Source organism: Pedobacter sp. MR22-3, from assembly GCF_026240075.1.
Taxonomy (GTDB): domain Bacteria; phylum Bacteroidota; class Bacteroidia; order Sphingobacteriales; family Sphingobacteriaceae; genus Pedobacter.
The window spans coordinates 345,710-365,450 of record NZ_JAPIVF010000001.1; the positions used below are offsets into that span (position 1 = coordinate 345,710).

The window sequence follows — 19,741 nt, forward strand, 5'->3', positions numbered from 1 at the left end:
TACCGATCAATATTCAGTTTAAATGATTGGGCGTAAGAAAAAAGCCTAAATCATTAAATGCTAAATATTGATCGGTTTTTTTATTTAAAATGGAACAGATTAAATCATTATTCTTGAAATCTTTGACTCACAAATTTATTCGGTTTAATCATAAATACAGCTGGGCTTTCTTCTTGTATAATTCACTTCTTTAAATCGCCTTCTCAGGCATCAAGGCGATTGGCATTTATCTGCTGATCAACAAGCCACTAATTACACTTTCTTTATAACAAAATATACCTATATTTAAATACAAATTAATGTAGCTTAAAACTACCTTAATGTAAGGTACAAAACGTATTACGATAGCATCAAAGATATTTTTAATGAAGATTGAAAATGGCCGAATAGAATTTATAAATTTTAATATAAACTCATTTTACCTGTGGCTAAAGAACAAAAAGTAAATCTTCATCAGCTCAAAAACTAACCAAATATTTACCTAAAATTTAAAAAGATGAGTAAACACCTAACATTTAAAGCCATGCTATTATTAACCTGCTTATCCGCAATATGGCTATCTTGCAAAAAAGATCGGGAATCAGTTGTGACAGAGCGCGTAAAGGCCTGGGAGACTTTAATAGATGGTAATTCTTTTGCCAGTTACGGTAATTTTGAAGCAAAATGGAATTATAACTATCCTTGGGGAACTGATCATAATGGCTCTGCTCGCATGGCAGGTAGCAGTACAAACCATAGCCAGATTGCACTAAGTAGTGGAGAAATGACAATCACTGCCACTCGATTAGCAAGTTCACCAGGCAACAGTACAGCAAATGGCTTTACCAATGTAGCCATCTGGTATAATTCAGGCGCATGCCATGCTAAACAACAGGTATTAATTAATGATCAGTTTCCAAGCTATACCATCTCTGGAGATTTTGCCGTTCCTACAGCGAGAGGAACCTGGCCTGCTTTCTGGATTACGGGAGTAAATTCATGGCCACCAGAAAGTGATATCATGGAATTTAAAGGAAATTCTACCAATTGGCAAAATACTTACGATGGTGCTTGGGAAAATAAACTGACAAATGTATCCAACGCCGGATCTTATCATAATTATAAATGCTGGTACAATAAAATAAGTGCGACTGATGTAGAATGTCATTATTATATTGACAACAACTGGGTCGCCAGACATGTCTTAAGTAATGCGGTTAACAAACCTATGTGGCTCATTATTAATATGCAAATGGAGGGTGACAGTGGTTCGCCAGGTCCGACCGGGAATACCTTATACCGTATTAAGAATGTATATATGGGCAGGGAAAGAGCCTTTTAAGAAAATAAAATATGGAGGTATCCTTAAGCTACCTCCATTTCAATAAATAATAAAGACTTCAGAAATGAAACCCATCATTTGCTGTATGCTTTGCTGCATAATATTTCTGCAATGCAAGAAAGATGTAATTGCACTGCCCCTACAAGATTTTAACCTTGTCCTGGAGAAAATTAATTTATTAAGGCAATCGGGCTGTACCTGTGGAGGTGATTACATGCCGCCTGTGGCTCCCTTATCTTTAAACAGTCAACTGGAGAGTGCGGCCATGGCACATGCAAAGGATATGGATCAACGAAATTATTTCGAACATATATCGCCTGAAGGTATTACTCCTCAAGAACGTGCCTTTAAAGCGGGCTATAAGGGTAATGTTGAAGGTGAAAACTTAGGCAAAGGATATGTTAATGCAGACGAAGTAATTAACGCCTGGAAAAAAAGCGCGAGCCATTGCAAAGCGATGATGGATGCCAATAGTAATGAAGCTGGTATTGGCTTCAGCGAGAATTACTGGGCGATATCATTTGGCGCTTCATTATAAAATTTAAGCTATTTTATCTGTTTGATGAATTACAATATCTGTTGTTAGTTCACTTGATTTGGCCACAAAATCTAAAAGATATTCTTGTTGATTATGGAAATCCAAGCCGGCCTCATCAGCCCACTCTTCATGGAAAATAAATAGATTACGACTAGTATCTTCATGTAAATCATACTGCACGCAGGCGATCTCTTTTCTTGATTGTACAACCATATTAAGCAGTATCTTGCTTAATTCTTCTTTTGTTTCCGGTTTGCTTTTAATAATAGCAGTCAGGTAAATGCTCATATATTTCAGTATTTAAAAATAAGTGTGCTAAATGTAACCTAAAAATTCTGATCTCTACATCATTTTCACCTTATCAAAGCATGATTTATCATTAAAACAAAAAAGCCTTAACTTTTTCAAGTTAAGGCTTTTTTTGCGGAATGGACGGGACTCGAACCCGCGACCTCCTGCGTGACAGGCAGGCATTCTAACCAGCTGAACTACCACTCCTTTTGTTTACTTTTTAAAAGTTTAAACCTCTTTCCCCTTTCGAGGTTGCAAATATAGAGACAAATTCTTTAATTGCAAACTTTATTTTAAAATAATCGTAACCAATTAACCTACAGCACCTTCCTGCATTTTTTCTGCATTCTCGGCAAATTGCAGCGCATCAATAATTTCCTGAATATCTCCGTCCATAATAGAAGGGAGGTTATACATGGTTAAACCAATCCGGTGCTCGGTAACCCTACCCTGTGGATAGTTATACGTTCTGATTTTAGCAGAACGGTCACCTGTTGAAACCATTGTTTTACGTTTCGCCGCTATATCACCATTCTTTTTCTGTAATTCAATATCATACAACTTACTTCTAAGCATTTCCATCGCAATTACGCGGTTACCTAACTGCGAACGTTCCTGTTGACAAACGACTACAATACCTGAAGGCTTGTGCGTTAACTGAACTTTCGTTTCTACCTTATTTACGTTTTGTCCACCGGCACCACCAGAACGGGAGGTTTGTAATTCAATATCTGCCGGGTTAATATATAAATCAATCTCTTCTGCTTCAGGTAAAACAGCAACAGATGCTGCAGAGGTATGAACCCGGCCTTGTGTTTCGGTATCAGGAACACGTTGTACACGGTGTACACCACTTTCATACTTCAGCTGGCCATACACATCATCACCATTTACTTTCAAAATCACCTCTTTGTACCCACCGGCAGTACCTTCTGTTACATCAACGGTTTCCACTTTCCAGCCTTTGGTTTCGAAATAGCGGGTATACATCCGGTATAAATCACCGGCAAAAAGGGCAGCTTCATCACCACCGGTACCACCACGAATCTCAAAAACAGCATTTTTAGCATCTTCAGGATCTTTAGGAATCAGCATTAAACGGATATTGCTTTCCATTTCTTCCTGCTGCTTCAACAACATATCCAGCTCTTCCTTTGCCATTTCACGCATTTCAGCATCCTTCTCAACGGACAAGATCTCTTTGTTGGCATCAATATTACTCATCACATTTTTGTAGATTTTATATTCATCTACAATCTTGCCCAAGTCTTTATATTCTTTATTTAAAGCCGCAAAACGTTTCATATCCTGAATCACATCCGGATTACTTAACGATTCCTCTACGTCTTCCCAACGCAGCTTTATAGCTTCTAATTTATCTAACATATTTATTCTTGTTGAAATTCCCCGAACCCGGTATAAATCCAAAAATTCAGGAAATGCAAAAATAAGGAAAAAAGCTGAATTAGCCTTGAAACCTAAAGCTTCAACTCAATTAAAGGTTTTCAAAAAGAAAGATTCTTATCGTTTACCTGTAAAATATTCAAGCTTAAGGTCTATCCCATCAAAAACAGCGTAAGAATTATAGTTAATCCACTCGCCAATATTTACATAACGACTTTCGTTTCCCAGATCTAAATCCAGTGGTAAATGCCTGTGGCCAAAAATAAAGTAATCGAAGTGCTTTTTCTGCAATTGTTCTTTCGCATAAATGGCTAACCATTCCTTGTCTTCGCCCATAAAAACCTCTTTCTCGGTTTGTGCTGCTCTGCTGCCCTGGCTCCATGCACTGGCCATACCAATACCTAAATTCGGATGTAAACGGGCAAAGAGCCACTGACAAAGCCTGCTTCTGAAAATTTTCCTTAAAAATTTATACTTCGCATCTCCGGGGCCTAAACCATCACCATGGTGCAGATAAAACCTTTTTTCATTACGTTCAATGACCAGCTCATCGCTGATAATTTCCATTCCGATTTCCTTTGTGAAATAATCGCGCACCCACATATCATGATTACCTTTAAAGAAATAAATTTTAATCCCCTTATCTGCCATTGCAGCCAGCTTTCCCTGAATACGAATGAACCCCTTTGGAATCACCTTCGCATATTCAAACCAGAAATCAAAAATGTCGCCCATTAAAAATAATTCGCCGCAATCAGGCTCGATAAAATTTAACCAGCTTACAATACGTGCTTCCCGGGCACGGCTTTCAGCATAATCTGGAGTACCCAAATGAAAATCAGATGCGAAATAAATTTTTTTATCCATGTCTGAGCCAAAGGTAAAGGAAAAAGAGGTGAAAGTTCAAAGCAGGAGGTTCAAAAGAAAAAACTTAAGAACTAAAGCAGAAAGGATTATAAAGAGACCTGAGTCATGGATGTTTAACGATAGACGACAAATGATCAATATATCCAAAAATCTCTGAAATCATCCCGCAGAAAATCAGTGAAATCCTGCAATCTGTGTAATCATACTGAAGGCAAAAACATATATTAGTAAATAAATTGTTGGTACTATGAAAAATAAACTTTTATTAGGCTTATTTGCGCTAAGCCTTTTAGCTTGTAATCAAGGTAAAAAACCAATAGATAAAATAACACGAATGAAATATCCGGATACCAGAAAAGATAGCACAACCGATCAATACTTTGGTAAAACCATTGCCGATCCTTATCGATGGCTTGAAAATGATACATCTGCGGAAACCAAAGCCTGGGTTATTGCAGAAAATAAAGTAACCCAAAATTACCTGAATCAAATTCCTTATCGTGCTGACATTAAAAAGCGGCTCACCGAAATCTGGAACTATCCAAAGGAAAGTGCACCAATGAAAGTTGGAGAATACTATTTCTTTGGGAAAAACAATGGTTTGCAAAATCAAAGTGTTTGGTACATCAAAAAAGGCCTGGAAGGAAAAGAGGAAGTATTTCTTGACCCGAACAAACTTACAACAGATGGCACAGCTGCAGTTTCTTTACTCGGATTCTCACATGATAAAAAATATGTTGCCTATTCTATAGCGCAGGCCGGATCAGACTGGAGCAGTATTTACGTAATGGATATCGCCACTAAAGCTAAATTAAGTGACGAACTGAAATGGACCAAATTTTCGGGTGCGGCCTGGAAAGGTGATGGATTTTATTACAGCAGATTCGATGCACCTGCAAAAGGGACAGATTTATCCGCCACAAATAAGTTTCAGAAGATTTACTACCACAAACTGGGTGCGCAACAAAAAGATGATCAGTTAATTTTTGAAGATAAAACCAACCCAAACTTATATTTCGGTGCAGATGTAACAGAAGATGAGCGCTTCTTAATTATCTCTGCAAGTGCCGGAACATCCGGAAATGCATTGTATTATCAGGATTTAAAGGAAGTAAACAATAAAATATTGCCATTGGTTAAGGGTTACGACCATAACCATGACATTATTGATAATAACGGAGATCAGCTATTGCTCTATACGGATTTAGACGCAGAACATAAGCGGGTGGTATTAATTGATCCTAAAAATCCCGATCCTAAAAACTGGAAAAAGATTATTCCTGAGTCAGAGCTTCCACTGGAAGCAGTATCAAGCGGCGGTGGTTTTCTATGGGCTTCTTATCTGAAAGATGCCAGCACCCACATTGTTCAGTTTGCTTTAAACGGCGCTAAAATTGGCGAAGTTAAACTTCCGGAAATTGGCACCGCTGTTGGTTTTGGTGGCTATAAAGAAGATAAAGAATTCTTTTATACCTTCACTAACTTTACAACACCGGGAACCATTTACCGCTATGACATTGCAAAAGCGACATCTTCACTTTACAAAAAATCCGAACTAAAATTAAACACCGACAATTATGAAACCAGTCAGGTTTTCTATCCCTCAAAAGACGGCACAAAAGTTCCGATGTTTATCGTCCATAAAAAGGGAATTAAGCTTGATGGCAATAACCCCGTTTACCTGTATGCCTATGGTGGTTTTCAGGTGAGTTTAACGCCATCTTTCAGCTTATCACGGATGTTGTTTTTAGAGAAAGGCGGGATTTATGTACAACCCAGTTTACGCGGCGGAAGTGAATACGGAGAAGCATGGCATAGAAACGGTATGTTAGCCAAAAAACAAAATGTGTTTGACGATTTTATTGCCGCAGCAGAATACCTGGTCAAAGAAAAATATACCAATCCGGCCAAAATCGCGATTTCTGGCGGTTCAAATGGCGGCTTGCTGGTTGGCGCCTGTATGACACAAAGGCCAGAACTTTTTAAAGTTGCACTACCAGCTGTTGGTGTTTTAGATATGCTACGCTACCACAAATTTACTGTGGGTTGGGGATGGGCAGTAGAATACGGCACCAGCGATAAGAAAGAAGATTTTGATTATTTGATTAAGTATTCGCCACTACACAACGTGAAACCAGGTGTAAACTATCCGGCAACACTCATCACTACAGCAGACCATGATGACCGCGTTGTACCTGCACATTCATTTAAATTTGCGGCAACCTTGCAGGAAAAATATAAAGGTGAAAACCCAATACTGATCAGAATTGAAACCAAAGCTGGCCATGGCGCAGGAAAACCAACCACTAAGTTGATTGGGGAAGCTGCTGATGTGTGGAGCTTTGTTTTTCAGAATTTAGGAATGAACTGGTAATGATCCTTACCACAGCAGTGCAATACGCATCGGATATCCTGATGTAAACTGTGCTGTTGTGGCAACGTTATTTTATGACATTAACCTGGGGAAACCAGCTATATACTCAACACCCAGACAACCTTTTCTAATCACCATTTCAACCCTATCTTCGGGCTTTATACGCTTTAACTTAAGGTATAGGTAATAAAAGCCAGAGACTTCCTTCTTACCCAGGTTATCAAATATTACAAAATAACTTGTCCTTCTTCCTACAGTTCGCATTGACTTTTCTATAATCTGCGTTTCTATACTGTGCTTTTCTTTTAACCATAATCGGTTTATAAAAAGCATCAATATATCAATGAACCAGAATTTCAATAAAATTGTTAAAAAAATAACCTGACAAATATAGCCCCAAATGGTACCCGCTAAACTGGTATCCCTGGTAAATCCTAATCCGAAACAGAAATAAGCGATTAAAATTGGAACGATGAAGAGGTAAGTCAAAATATTGATCTTCATACTGAATTTAGGTTCTCTCAATATAATATGCAAATCCAACACTAAAAGAGATAACAACGGGATTAACAATATCCATCTCCAGGCGCTATGACCTGAATAAAGACCATAGATGCACAAAGGAGTAAATGTGGCAGGCATTTGCCAGCTTCTGCTGCAAAACAGAAAAAGGAAGAACCATAGCGCAGCAAAAGGTAAAGCAATGAAAAAATAATCGAGCATCGTTAATCAAAGTTTTAGGAAAGATATCATTTATTTTGAATTTTAACACCTCTGAAAACTTACTTCATTGAATACCAGATTTTAGACCTGTCGATAGCAGTGATACCGATCTATGAATAATCAATTAACAACCTTATAAAGTAAAGCCACTCCATTTCCCTACTAAACCTATAGACCAATTATAATTTGCTTTAAACTAAACAAAACCCTTAACTTTTGTTTTTAATTCATTCAAAGCATATAAAATACTGAATACAAAAAGATTACAGAATTATCTAGAATATTTCTAAATAGGGATGTTCATAAAAGTTTATTTTGTAACTTTGCGTAAATTTTTTTTGAATGATCTCTACTGATATAGCCATAATTGGCGCTGGTCCGGTTGGTTTATTTGCCATTTTTGAAGCCGGTTTATTAAAAATGCGTTGCCATTTAATTGACTACTTACCACAGGTTGGTGGTCAGCTTTCTGAAATTTATCCTAAAAAGCCAATTTATGACATCCCGGGTTATCCCTCGGTTCTGGCTCAGGAATTAATTGATAATTTGATGGAACAGGCCAAACCTTTTCATCCTACTTTTACTCTGGGTGAACGTATAGAAGGTTTGGAAAAGCGTGGCGAAGCTGATTTCGTTTTAACGACTAACATGGGTACTGTTATTGAATCCAAAGTGGTTGTTATTGCAGGTGGTTTAGGTTGTTTTGAGCCCCGCAAACCTGCCGTAGAAAATTTAGAGAATTTTGAAAACGGTAAAGGTGTTAACTATATGATCCTTGATCCGGAGAAATACCGCAATCAGAAAATGGTAATTGCCGGTGGTGGCGATTCGGCCTTAGACTGGACGATCTATCTGGCTGAAGTTTGTTCAGAACTGACCCTGGTTCACCGAAGCGAAAGTTTCCGTGGCGCACCAGATTCAGTCGCCAAAGTGATGTCTCTTGCTGAAAGTGGAAAAATTAACCTGATCCTGAATAGCAATTTACAGGCTGTACAGGGAACGGATAAATTAGAACAGGTGGAGATTGTTCAGAACCGCACAATGGAAAAAACTGTAGTAGCCGCCGACCATTTAATTCCTTTGTTTGGTTTAAGTCCGAAGTTAGGCCCGATTGAAGGATGGAACCTAAACATTAGTAAAAGTGCTATTGAGGTAAATGTAGACGATTATTCAACCAACATTCCTGGTATTTATGCCATTGGCGATATTAACACTTACACCAACAAACTAAAATTAATCCTGAGTGGTTTCCATGAGGCTGCATTGATGAGCCACAGTGCTTATTCATACATGAACCCAGGCGTGAAATACACGATGAAATATACTACTGTAAACGGCGTTTCAGAATTTTAAGGATTTTTTAATTTGTGTTCATAAGCTCTGTAGTTTTAGTTAAGTTTGCGTTAATAAGTGAGCGAAATGGAAAACAACATAACAATATACATGCAGGAGCCGGATGGCTCTGTTACAGAACATGAAGCACCAACTGATATGGGCTTAAGTTTAATGGAATTTTTGAAAGCTTCAGAATATGATATTCTGGCAACTTGTGGTGGTATGGCTTTATGTGCGACCTGCTGCGTAGATGTTTTAGAAGGCGAAGAAAAGCTTAATGAAATGACTGATGACGAATATGCAATGCTGGATACTTTACCAGATTTATTGCCAAATTCGAGATTAGCCTGTCAGTTACAGTTAAACAACAACATGGATGGTTTGAAGGTGAAACTTCATGGTGTGAGCTAGAAAAGCTTATTAAAATATTAGGGGCGATATGTTAAGTATCGCCCTTTTTTGTTGGTTTCAATTTAGATTATAAATTTTAAAAAACCTGAGGTTTGTGCAGCAATATGCAATTAATTTATCGCTACCGTTTTTCTTTCTACATTCCAGCCATATACTTCTACAGCCAAATTATCCTGCGCTCCGGTATATTCTACTGTAATGGTTTTATGCTCGCCCGGAAGAATGCTCACATAATTATCATCATAAAATGCCGGGAGAATGCGTTTACCACTCTGCTTATCGATTAGTGCAATTCGATTAAAAAAGGCAACCGGATTATCATTTTTATTGCTCAACGTTACCTCAACTTTGTTGTTTGACTTTTTCGCGGCCATGACATCTAATGGAGTAGCTTTCAATTTTTGCAAGCCACTGTATTCGCCGTTTTTGTCTGCCAGCCAGTAAATATTTTCACTTAAGATACGCTGTTTCTGATCCAGGATTCTAAGCGAAACAAATACACCTTCTTTCTGATCCAGTTTCTTTAAAAAATCATTTAAAGAGAAAAACTTACGAACTGATGAAGCACCGATGCTGTTAAAAGCCTGCGTGATGAAGTGCTCTTTTCCGTCCATATCATATGCTTTTGCCTGAACCATTAAATTATTCAGACCTGTAAAGCCATTATTAACCAAGGTAACCATGCTATCAACAGGATTCATCATTACGTGTAATGGCTCACTTCCTTTTCTTAAACCATATAAACAGGCATTTGGATCAAGATAATAATCATACATCTGGCCACGAAGCGCTGTCCATGGATTTTGTGTTTTCCAGATAATTGACCCGGTATACCAATCCCACATCTTGTTAGAAAATCCTTCCATTAAGGCACGGTATTGATCATAATTAACCAACTGTGCTTTCATGGCGAAATCTTTTACATCTTTAGCCTTTCCGTATGGATTGATGTATTGTTCATAAGCAATGTATTTATGGTAATCCCAAACCGAATCTGGCTTGTTCTTAAATTGTGGTGCTACCATATTTTTTGCGGGGATAAACCTTTCTAATGATTCATAATCGCCCACACCCACTGATCCCACTTCAGAATTATATGGAAATGTTTTAGTACTCCAAAAGCTTTTCGGATCCTGGATGCCGTATGGTCCATCTCCATTCCCACCCAAGTCATTAAACGACATTTCATCACTATTAGAAAAATCGAAAAATAGGCGGGTGCCATCTAAACGAGGTAAAATATCGTTTTTAACCGGGTTTAAAATATCTTCTGGCGGCGTGATTTCGTTTCCACCGCACCAAAATGCTAAGGAAGCGTGGTTGCGAATCATTTTCACCTGATCTTCAATCGCATCTAATACCAACGGATGATTATCCGGATAGTTTCTCCGCGTCCATTGGTCTTCTTTTTTCATCGGATCAACCCAACGGCCATTACAATCGCCACTGAACCAGAAATCCTGGAAAACCAACAATCCATATTTATCACATGCGTTATAAAATTCTGGTCGTTCGAGGATCGCACCTCCCCAAATCCGGATCAAATTCAGATTCATATCTTTATGGTACCTGATTTCAGCATCATAACGGACATCACTAAAACGAAGCATGGCATCAGAAATAATCCAGTTGCCGCCTTTAATAAAGATTTTCTGGCCATTTACATAGGCACCCATACTTTTGGTATGTGCATTCCAGATGTTATCAATCTGCCTGATTCCTACCTTTAAACTTTCCTGATCATAAACCTGGTTTGCGGAAAGGAACTGAATTTTAAGATCGTAAAGATTTTGTGCGCCATAACCACTTGGCCACCAAAGCTTCGGGTTTTCTATAGACAAATCTGCAAAGTTTACGGTTGTACTTTTACTAGCCGGCAATGAGATAGATTTGCTAATGGTTTTACCCGCAACCTGGTATTGCAAAACGCCGGTGACTACTTTATTGGTTGGGTTATCTATCTCTACCGATACTTTTAGTGTGGCTGGTTTTTGAGTACCTGCTGGCAATCTTTTACCCGGAACCAAAGTAACGATATGCGGATTTTTAATATTAATCGCCTTGGTTTTCTCAATGGTTACCTTATCCCAAATTCCGGTATTTCGATCACGAATGGGTTGAATCCAATCCCACCCAGCGGTGTACTGTGTGGTTAATCCTTTTGCAATGGTACCATCACCACCTTGTCCGCCGTTGGGGTTTCCTGGAAAATCAGGTGGATAAACCAACACGGCCAATCTGTTTTTTCCTGTTGACGATAAGAATTTTGTGATGTTGTATTCTGCCCGGATGTGCATCCCCTCGTGTGTTTTAGGGTTTAGTTTTTTACCGTTCAGATAAAACTCCGCCTTGTAATTTATTCCGCGAAACTGCAGCCACACTTGTTCATTAGCTACAGCCTTTTCCGAAAAATCTTTAACAAACCAATACGTGTAATGATCATTTCCGGTTTTATAAACATCCTCAATTCTTTCATTGTTCATGCCATAAAATGGATCGGGCACTTTTTTATTATTTAATAAAGTAGTTAGTACTGTTCCCGGAACTGTAGCAGGCATCCAGCTGTTAAGCGAAAAATTTGTGTCCGACAATTGCTGACCGCTCACTTTAACTTCTTTAATGTTATTGCACAACCAGCCAGTGTTTAATTCGTAGCGTTGTTGTGCCTGAGCACAAAAATTGGCAACAAACAAAAAAAATAAAAGCACTCTTCTCATATCCTGTATACTATTGAATGTTTGATTGTAGGATGAACATCGGCATATTGCTAACATTCATCCAACTAATAATTTATTTTCCCGAAACCGGTCTGTCACTTGCTGATATACCCCATAATTTAGAGGGTTGATTTCCCATATAAATTGTCATGTAACCACCCTCTACAATGGTTTTATGTAGGATAAATGATTTGGTATATGGCTTCCCATTTAATAGGATTCGCTGAATATATTTGTTTTCGCTGCTGTTATCAATTACGTTTATATCAAACGTTTTTTTGTTGGGCAAATTAATCGTGGCATTCTTAACCAGAGGCGTACCAAAAACATAGGCACCATTGGCCGGATTTACCGGATAAAATCCTAGGGCAGAAAATACGTACCAGGCACTCATTTGTCCAACATCTTCATTACCACATAATCCATCTGGTTTGGAAGTATAGAAGTCGTGATCAATTTTACGGATTAAATCTGCGGTTTTCCATGGCTGACCAGCATAAGCATATAAATATGGAATATGGTGCCCAGGCTCATTACCTTGTGCATAATTACCAATCAATCCGGAAATGTCTGGCGAGCTTTCCTTGCCTAAATCAGCAGGAACAATAAACAGGGAATCCAGTTTGTTTACAAAAGGCTTATCGCCACCGAAAAGATAAATTAAACCTTCTACATCCTGTGGCACCAACCAGGTATATTGCCATGCATTTCCTTCCGTGTAATCATCCTCACGGTGTTTGGCTGCAACCGGACTAAATGGTGATTTCCATTTCCCATCAGCCAATTTACCCCTCATAAACTGCACATCCTGATCAAAGTATTGCGCATACAAACCAGCTCTTTTACTGAAATACTGATAATCATCCGTTTTGCCTAACGATTTTGCAAACATGGCAATACAATAATCATCAATGGCATATTCTAATGCTTTGGCAACAGATTCATTTACTTTATCTGCCGGGATATATTTCAATTTCTGAATGTAATCAATGCCATCAGTTTTCTGCATGGCAGATTGTTTCACAGCTTCGTAAGCCAGATTGACATCAAAACCACGGTAACCTTTTAAATAAGCATCAACCACTACCGGTACGGCATGGTAACCCACCATGGTATTGGTTTCATTGCCCATTAAATGCCAAACAGGCAACTTTCCTTGTTCTTTGTAAATGGCCAGCATGGTGTTCACCACATCATTCACTTTATCCTGATGAAGGATAGTATAAAGTGGATTGGCTGCCCGATAGGTATCCCAAAGCGAAAAGGTAGTCAGGTTGTTGAAACCAGCCGCATGATGAATTTTCTTATCTGTACCTAAATAATCTTTATTCACATCATTAAACAATGATGGTGCAACCATCGTATGATAAAGTGCGGTATAAAAGACTTTTTTAGTGTTTGCTGAAGCATCAATTTTTACTTTTGACAATTCTTTTTCCCACTTTGCATCAGCTGCTTTTACGGTAGATGCAAAATCCCACCCTGTCAATTCAGTTTTTAAATTTAATAGCGCATTCTCCGTACTTACCGGCGATAAGGCTACTTTAATCTGCAATTGATTTTGCTTAACTGATGCAAAATCAATTACCGCCTTAATTTTTTCACCACTTACATCAGTCCCTTTTGCAAGTTTATCATCGCTATAGATAGAAAACTTCTGTAAAGGTTGAGAAAGCTTAATCACGAAATACAACCGCTGATCGTTGGCCCAGCCTTTAGAGTTTCTATGTCCTACAATTGTAGTGGCATCCAGTTGTTTAAATGAAGCGTTAACAGGCTTATCCCACCCAATCCCTTCAATCAAATCAATAATAACATGAGGGGTTGCTGTTTTTTTAGGAAAGGTATATTGATGGAAACCAACACGTTCGGTGGCCGTTAATTCTGCTTTAATTTTGTACTTATCCAGCAATACGCTATAATAACCTGCTTTTGCCACTTCATTTTCATGTGAAAACGTGGAAAGATATCCTTTATCTTCCTCACCCTTTTTACCTTTTTGCAGAATGGTTTCTCCGGAGGCTGGCATAATGGAAATATCTCCAAGATCACCAATTCCGGTACCACTTAAGTGGGTATGTGAAAACCCCGTGATGGTATTGCTCACATAGTTATAGCCACTGCACCAATCCCAACCTTCAAAAACATTATCTGGCCCCAGCTGTACTGCCCCAAACGGGACATTGGCACCAACAAAAACGTGACCATGCTTAGCAGAACCAATAATGGGATCAACAAACTGTGTTAAATGGGCAGTTTTCTGGGCATGCACATTTGCAGATAAAAGGAGTGCGGTAAATAAAACAGGTGTAAGTTTCTTAAAATTCATGGTTTATTATTCGGTATTTGATAAATCGTTTTACTAAATTAGATAATAATAGCTCGTTATGTTAAAATATTTTTCAATAATGACAGGATTAATCTAGTGAGGCCGTTTCTTTAATGGGTTTACCAATTACTTTGTAATTCCCATCGCCCTTTAAAATCGCTAACATCTGGGGCTGATTACCAAACAAAGCCTTAGCCGCCATCAACTCCTTATCATATTGAAAACTTTGCTCGATTCTCCCCCTTTCATAAAAATAGCGGCTCACAATTTGTGTTTCCAAAACTCTTTTGATCTCTGATTTATGCGTGGCTACGTCTGTTTTTTTAGAGATGGTCAGTTTATACTTCAAATTTTCAAGGTCAGCTTTAACTTCTGCCGATTTATTTTCCTTCTCAGCTTCCTGCCGTAAATCAGACAGCAACCTTTCGGTTTTGCTTTGATAGGTCAGGTCTTTATCTGCTAAGGTATTCACAAAAGCAGTATAATCGGCATCAGATAGCTGAAAAGTTTTTGCAGATTCGAGCTTGGGGTTAGTTTTCCGGTATTGATTGGCATAGTTGAAAAATAAATTTTTACTAATCATGGAGATGGTTACCGGGCTTAGTTTATCGGCATTAACCACCACATCCGGATAGATGCCATTACCACTGTATACATTTCTGCCGGCTTTGGTTTGAAACATCATCATGGTTGAATCAGCAAAACGCTCTGCCACGCCATCGGCATTTTTATGCGTATAATCCAGTTTTTGAATACACCTGCCGGATGGGGTATAATATTTAGCAACCGTTACTTTTACCAGACTGTTGTAGGGCAGATTAAAGGTTTGTTGAACCAGGCCCTTTCCATAACTCCGCTGCCCCACCACAATTGCCCGATCAAGATCCTGCAGCGAACCGGCTACAATTTCTGATGCAGATGCAGAGTTTGCATTGACCAGCACTACTAATGGAACATCAAGAGCAACCGGAGGATATTGGGTTTTATAGGCAATTGTTTTTTCAAGATTTTTGCCCTTCTGGGTAACAATGAGCTGATCTTTTTGCACGAACAGGTTCACAATCTTAACGGCTTCCTGTAATATTCCGCCACCATTATTCCGGAGGTCAAGAATAATTCCCTTTGGATTTTCCTTATTGATATTCAAAAGGGCATCCTTTACTTCCTGACCAGAATTTTCTAAAAACTTATCCAGTTTGATATACCCCACACCATCGCCTACCATACCTGAATAGGATACATTTGGCTGTTTGATTTCCTCGCGAATAATTTTCTTCTGGAGTTCCTTACCTTCCCTAAACAAAACCAGGTCTACCGGAGTACCTTTAGGCCCGCGCAATAACTGGCTGATTTCAGCCCTTTCCTTCCCCTTAACTTCAACTCCGTTTATTTTTACGATCTGATCACCGGCCTTTACTTCACCTTTATTAGCCGGGTAGCCTTCGCTTACTTCATTCACGAAAAGTTTGCCCGCAATCAAAACGGTACTGGCACCAATGCCGCCATATTGGGTACTGACATATTTAAGCTTATAATCTTCAATTTCAGATTCCGGCACATATTCAGTATAAGGATCAAGGCTATCCAGCATGGCATCAATACCGGTTTTCATCAGTTGTGGTGCATTGGTATCGTCAACATAATTGATATTGATTTCCTTATAAAGGGACGCGAAAATATCGAGATTTTTAGAAACCAGGAATAAGTCTTCTTTAAATGAAAATGATAAAATCGCCATACAACACCCTGCGGCTAAAAAAGCATATTTTATTTTTTTCATCCTTGCTAATATTATAATGGTGACACGAATAAAGATTGCTAAACAGAGATTTGACTGTATCTTAATACAACATGAAGTGCATTGAAAAACAATTCCTGACCGTACAGGTGTAAATGTACAAAAAGAGATAAATATTAAAAATACTTATTCAGGTCCAGCGTAAATAAAGCGTTACGAAATGAAAGGTAAATTTTTAAAGAAGGATTACAATCTGTTTCCTTTAGTATCAGCAAGGGCTTTCTGAATGGTAAATTCAATGTAAGTGCGGTCGCGTTTTACCAGGCGCATTAAATCCTGCACCAGTTCATCTTCCTTGCCAGGTGTAAATTCCAATGGCTCATTAGCTAAGTCGCGGTACTTTCTCAAGAACTTTGTTTTTACTTTAAATGCGGTTTCAGCGGTAAGTTGAAAATTAGCCATAGCAGATTTTATTTGATGCAAAAGTAAAAAATATTTGCGCACTATAATATCTTTTTACCAATGAGTAATAAAAAAAGAGAGCTATACAATATCTGGCATGATAATTTTGTTAAAAATTCGTTATTTATCCAATAAAAAACACGCAAAAATTTAAAGACAATGAAAAAATTTATTCTCCCTATTGTTTTCCTGACCCTGGGTTGGGCAACATCGCAAGCACAAACATTTAATCTTGGTGTTAAAGCCGGTGTAAATTTAGCCAAACTTAATGCTGATTTTGCCAGTGAAGAAAATCGCTTAGGCTATCAGGTAGGTGCCTGGGCCCGTATTGGCGGCGCAAGTTTTTATGTACAGCCCGAAGCTTATATTGGTAGTAAAGGCAATAAATTCATCAGCTTTACCAATAATAACAATAATGAAGTAACTGCAGAAGGTAAAGTGAGATTTACTACACTGGATGTGCCAGTTTTATTAGGCACCAAGTTTGGGGCTAAAAACCTAAATTTCAGGGTGATGGCCGGACCTGTAATTTCATTTATTTTGGATGAAAACTCGAGTTTTAGCTCGGCTTACCAGCAAGCTACTGATTTTGACAACTATAAAAATCAGGCCCTTGGCTTACAGGCGGGTGCCGGTGTTGATATAGGTGCCATTTCAGTTGATTTACGTTATGAAGCAGGTCTTTCCAACATTAGTAAAAGTGAAAAATACAGCCAGAAACCGAACTTATTTCAGTTGAGTTTAGGATTTAAGATCTTGTAATCTATTTATTTAAACCTCAACAGGCAACCCGTTATGTTGCTCGTTGAGGTTTAATGTCGGCGCAGTTAAATTATTGATTAGCCGTATTATCTATTAATGGCCTTGTTGCGGCTGTTGCCGATGTTATGGTGATATCACCTCTTGCACCAACAGTGTACGTTCTGCCTCCAAGGAAAGGTACAACTCCATTAGTTGTGCCGTTTCGGGAAATGATATTGATTCCTGATGCTGAATATCTTACATATAACTCATAACTCCCGATAGGAACAGGCACAAATACTGAACCTGCTTTATAAGCTATACCAGTTGCGACAACCGTTTCTAAACCCGATACAGCATTTTTAATAACCAGGGTCATGGGGGAGTTCCCGTTTGGAATAGCATTTACAAAACGAACATAAGCGACCATGTTGCTTGCATTGTTAGGTGGTAAAACATCTTCCAGAATAAATGATTCTGCCGTTTTTGTCGCGCTATTATAAATGCCACCGGTGTAAAGAGAATAATATTTTCCTTTTTCCAGATTGGAATTAACTTCTGATATGGTAACATTGGCATTAGCTGTGGCAGTAGAAGGGATTATTCCGTTTATCTTATAAGTTGCTGGATTAATAACACTGTAATTTGAAGCTGGGTAAACAGCGCCATATGCCGTTCCCGCTGTACTTTCCGAACCGGTATTGCTCAGGATCCCGGAAACCTTTACACCATTGGCATAAAAGTTTACAGAAGGGGAACCGGCTGTAAAATTAAAATATTTGATTCGCGCAACTTCAGTAGCTTCAATTGGTATATCAATTACCTGTATGCTATTGTCTTTTTTACAAGAGAAACTTATGAACGGAATTAGCAGAACCGCTAAATGACCTATATTTTTTATTTTCATGATTAGCTGATTAAGGTTGAATAATCCAGGTTTCTTTGGTATGATAATCAGTGGCTAAACCACCTATAACACTCAATGCCTGCCTGTTCCATACGTATTCAGAATTATAACGGGGCCTGATTCTATATGCTGGTTTACCAACATTTTCCGAATATAGTGTTACCGGAAAAACATAGCCTAAATAGATCTGTTTTCCGGTTAAGGGATCGGTGTCTGTATAATGATATCTTCTTAGATCCATCCAGGTTTCCAAATGACCCCATCCCCATTGCGCAATATATTTCTGACACATAATTTGTGTTAGTGTTAAATCGGCAGCATTTGCAGGAACAATAGATGGCGTATTCATATATGCGGCTTTCTCGGTGCTGGTAATTTGTGTTGGAGATTGATTATCCTCAAGATTCCTTGCATTAACGAAATCTATATGGGATGAGATACCATTCTTTAACGCCGCCAGGGCAGTTACTTTGTCTCCTTTTTTAAATGCAGCTTCTGCTTTAATGAACTGAAGTTGAGCATAGGTCATCACAGGTAATTTACATTTATCAGAGAAAATATACCTTCCCTGGGTATTTGCTGCCGGTGCTGAAATGGAAGCAAGATTCCACAAGTTATTGGGTAGCTGGCTGGATGTAAAAGCACCGGTTCCTGCTCCTGTCACAATACCTCTGTATACACCATCAGGAGAAGGCGAAAGCATTCTGCTCATCCTTGGATCCACTACACCCGCAAACTGGGTTCCGTTCATCAGGTTCACAATGAAAGAGGTTTGTCTGTATGTTTGCATATTGCCCCTGGTTGGTCCTAAAAAGTTTCTGTCATCATTACCGGTAATGCCGGGATATCCCATTAAAGCATCATCATTATTACTGGCGAATGACTTATCAACAGCGGCGATGACATCATCTGGTTTATAGCTGGATTTATTGCTGAAATGATTCAAGTTTAGCGCAAGCATGGCATAGGCCAGTTTTGTCCACTTCGCTCTGTCGCCTTTGTAAAGAATATCGGTTTTTCCCAAAAACGCAGCATCTACTGCTCCATCCGTTCTTGCCAAATTTGCGATGGCAGCATTCAGTAAACGCTGAACTTCCTGATAAGCATATTCCTGACTATCATAGTCAAAAACATTTCTGGTAGGATCTATAGCCTGTTTAATGATAATCTCACCATGAATATCGGTCAGGGTTTGCCAGCCCCAGGCTTTTAAAATCTGCCCGACACCTAATAAATCCCAACGTTGTTCAGCCTCTGCCTTGGTATTCATATCAATCAGATTCTGACCAAAGCTCCAATATACATCCCGCCACAATTGTGCACCATTATCTGACACCGGGTCATAGCCCTGGAGATCCCATGTAGTACCAGAAGTTGTTGAAGTCCAGTTTTGTGTATATCTTCCAATAAACCGTCCGTCATACTGTGGAGCTGTTACCATCCAGTGAATCATTGGTGACAGATACAAATTTGCTGTTACAGTTTGCGGAGCATTGGGGTTGGTATTTACATCCAGGTATTTTTTACAGCTACTAACTGAAAGTAGAATTCCGGTTAGCAATACTAAATATATCTTTTTCATA

At 38.6% G+C, this 19,741-nt stretch carries 16 protein-coding genes and 1 tRNA gene; 6 read left to right on the plus strand and 11 right to left on the minus strand.

Annotation, left to right across the window (positions count from 1 at the left end; genetic code table 11):
- The first annotated feature begins 496 nt into the window (after positions 1–496).
- Together OQ267_RS01590 and OQ267_RS01595 are read left to right on the plus strand one after the other, a co-directional pair.
- Positions 497–1,321, plus strand: a complete 825-nt coding sequence (locus OQ267_RS01590) for a glycoside hydrolase (RefSeq protein WP_265834641.1) — start codon at positions 497–499, stop codon at positions 1,319–1,321.
- 64 nt (positions 1,322–1,385) lie between these two features.
- Positions 1,386–1,859: a CAP domain-containing protein gene (locus OQ267_RS01595; protein ID WP_265834642.1), complete on the plus strand. Its 474-nt coding sequence runs from the start codon at positions 1,386–1,388 to the stop codon at positions 1,857–1,859.
- Between the two features lie 3 nt (positions 1,860–1,862).
- Here OQ267_RS01595 and OQ267_RS01600 read toward each other — a convergent pair whose 3' ends face one another.
- The 4 genes from OQ267_RS01600 to OQ267_RS01615 form a co-directional block, all read right to left on the minus strand.
- Positions 1,863–2,147 carry a putative quinol monooxygenase gene (locus OQ267_RS01600; RefSeq protein ID WP_265834644.1) on the minus strand — a complete coding sequence of 95 codons (285 nt, stop codon included), beginning with the start codon at positions 2,145–2,147 and terminating at the stop codon, positions 1,863–1,865.
- A 136-nt stretch (positions 2,148–2,283) separates the two neighbouring features.
- A tRNA-Asp gene (locus OQ267_RS01605) sits at positions 2,284–2,357 on the minus strand.
- Between the two features lie 105 nt (positions 2,358–2,462).
- Positions 2,463–3,536 (minus strand): peptide chain release factor 1, encoded by a 1,074-nt coding sequence (gene prfA / locus OQ267_RS01610; protein ID WP_088299822.1) that lies wholly within the window; start codon positions 3,534–3,536, stop codon positions 2,463–2,465.
- Positions 3,537–3,671: 135 nt separating this feature from the next.
- Complete coding sequence (locus OQ267_RS01615) at positions 3,672–4,421, minus strand: UDP-2,3-diacylglucosamine diphosphatase (protein ID WP_265834646.1); 750 nt, start codon at positions 4,419–4,421, stop codon at positions 3,672–3,674.
- Between the two features lie 247 nt (positions 4,422–4,668).
- On the opposite strand from OQ267_RS01615, the gene OQ267_RS01620 reads away from it, so the two are divergent.
- A complete protein-coding gene (locus OQ267_RS01620) occupies positions 4,669–6,795 on the plus strand; it encodes a prolyl oligopeptidase family serine peptidase (RefSeq protein ID WP_265834647.1) in 2,127 nt (708 codons plus the stop codon).
- Positions 6,796–6,867: 72 nt separating this feature from the next.
- Here OQ267_RS01620 and OQ267_RS01625 read toward each other — a convergent pair whose 3' ends face one another.
- Positions 6,868–7,299, minus strand: coding sequence for a hypothetical protein (locus OQ267_RS01625; protein WP_265834649.1), 432 nt, complete (start codon positions 7,297–7,299; stop codon positions 6,868–6,870).
- A gap of 561 nt (positions 7,300–7,860) precedes the next feature.
- On the opposite strand from OQ267_RS01625, the gene OQ267_RS01630 reads away from it, so the two are divergent.
- Entirely contained in the window at positions 7,861–8,871 is a 1,011-nt protein-coding gene (locus OQ267_RS01630; RefSeq protein ID WP_265834650.1) for an NAD(P)/FAD-dependent oxidoreductase, read from the plus strand.
- 66 nt (positions 8,872–8,937) lie between these two features.
- Positions 8,938–9,264 carry a 2Fe-2S iron-sulfur cluster-binding protein gene (locus OQ267_RS01635; protein ID WP_047799587.1) on the plus strand — a complete coding sequence of 109 codons (327 nt, stop codon included), beginning with the start codon at positions 8,938–8,940 and terminating at the stop codon, positions 9,262–9,264.
- Between the two features lie 110 nt (positions 9,265–9,374).
- Here OQ267_RS01635 and OQ267_RS01640 read toward each other — a convergent pair whose 3' ends face one another.
- The 4 genes from OQ267_RS01640 to OQ267_RS01655 form a co-directional block, all read right to left on the minus strand.
- Positions 9,375–11,981: a glycoside hydrolase family 2 protein gene (locus tag OQ267_RS01640; protein WP_265834652.1), complete on the minus strand. Its 2,607-nt coding sequence runs from the start codon at positions 11,979–11,981 to the stop codon at positions 9,375–9,377.
- 73 nt (positions 11,982–12,054) lie between these two features.
- On the minus strand, positions 12,055–14,310 hold the full coding sequence (locus OQ267_RS01645) for a GH92 family glycosyl hydrolase (RefSeq protein WP_265834653.1): 2,256 nt from the start codon (positions 14,308–14,310) through the stop codon (positions 12,055–12,057).
- An 88-nt stretch (positions 14,311–14,398) separates the two neighbouring features.
- On the minus strand, positions 14,399–16,090 hold the full coding sequence (locus OQ267_RS01650; RefSeq protein WP_265834655.1) for a S41 family peptidase: 1,692 nt from the start codon (positions 16,088–16,090) through the stop codon (positions 14,399–14,401).
- A gap of 204 nt (positions 16,091–16,294) precedes the next feature.
- Positions 16,295–16,510 (minus strand): hypothetical protein, encoded by a 216-nt coding sequence (locus OQ267_RS01655; RefSeq protein WP_029281875.1) that lies wholly within the window; start codon positions 16,508–16,510, stop codon positions 16,295–16,297.
- Positions 16,511–16,669: 159 nt separating this feature from the next.
- Here OQ267_RS01655 and OQ267_RS01660 point away from each other — a divergent pair, with 159 nt between their 5' ends.
- The gene (locus tag OQ267_RS01660) at positions 16,670–17,272 is read left to right on the plus strand and encodes a porin family protein (protein ID WP_088299831.1); all 603 of its coding nucleotides are present in this window, start codon (positions 16,670–16,672) and stop codon (positions 17,270–17,272) included.
- 70 nt (positions 17,273–17,342) lie between these two features.
- On the opposite strand, the gene OQ267_RS01665 is transcribed toward OQ267_RS01660, so the two are convergent.
- Positions 17,343–18,158: a hypothetical protein gene (locus OQ267_RS01665; protein ID WP_265834657.1), complete on the minus strand. Its 816-nt coding sequence runs from the start codon at positions 18,156–18,158 to the stop codon at positions 17,343–17,345.
- Positions 18,159–18,168: 10 nt separating this feature from the next.
- Positions 18,169–19,740, minus strand: coding sequence for a RagB/SusD family nutrient uptake outer membrane protein (locus tag OQ267_RS01670; protein WP_088299956.1), 1,572 nt, complete (start codon positions 19,738–19,740; stop codon positions 18,169–18,171).
- Position 19,741 lies beyond the last annotated feature (1 nt).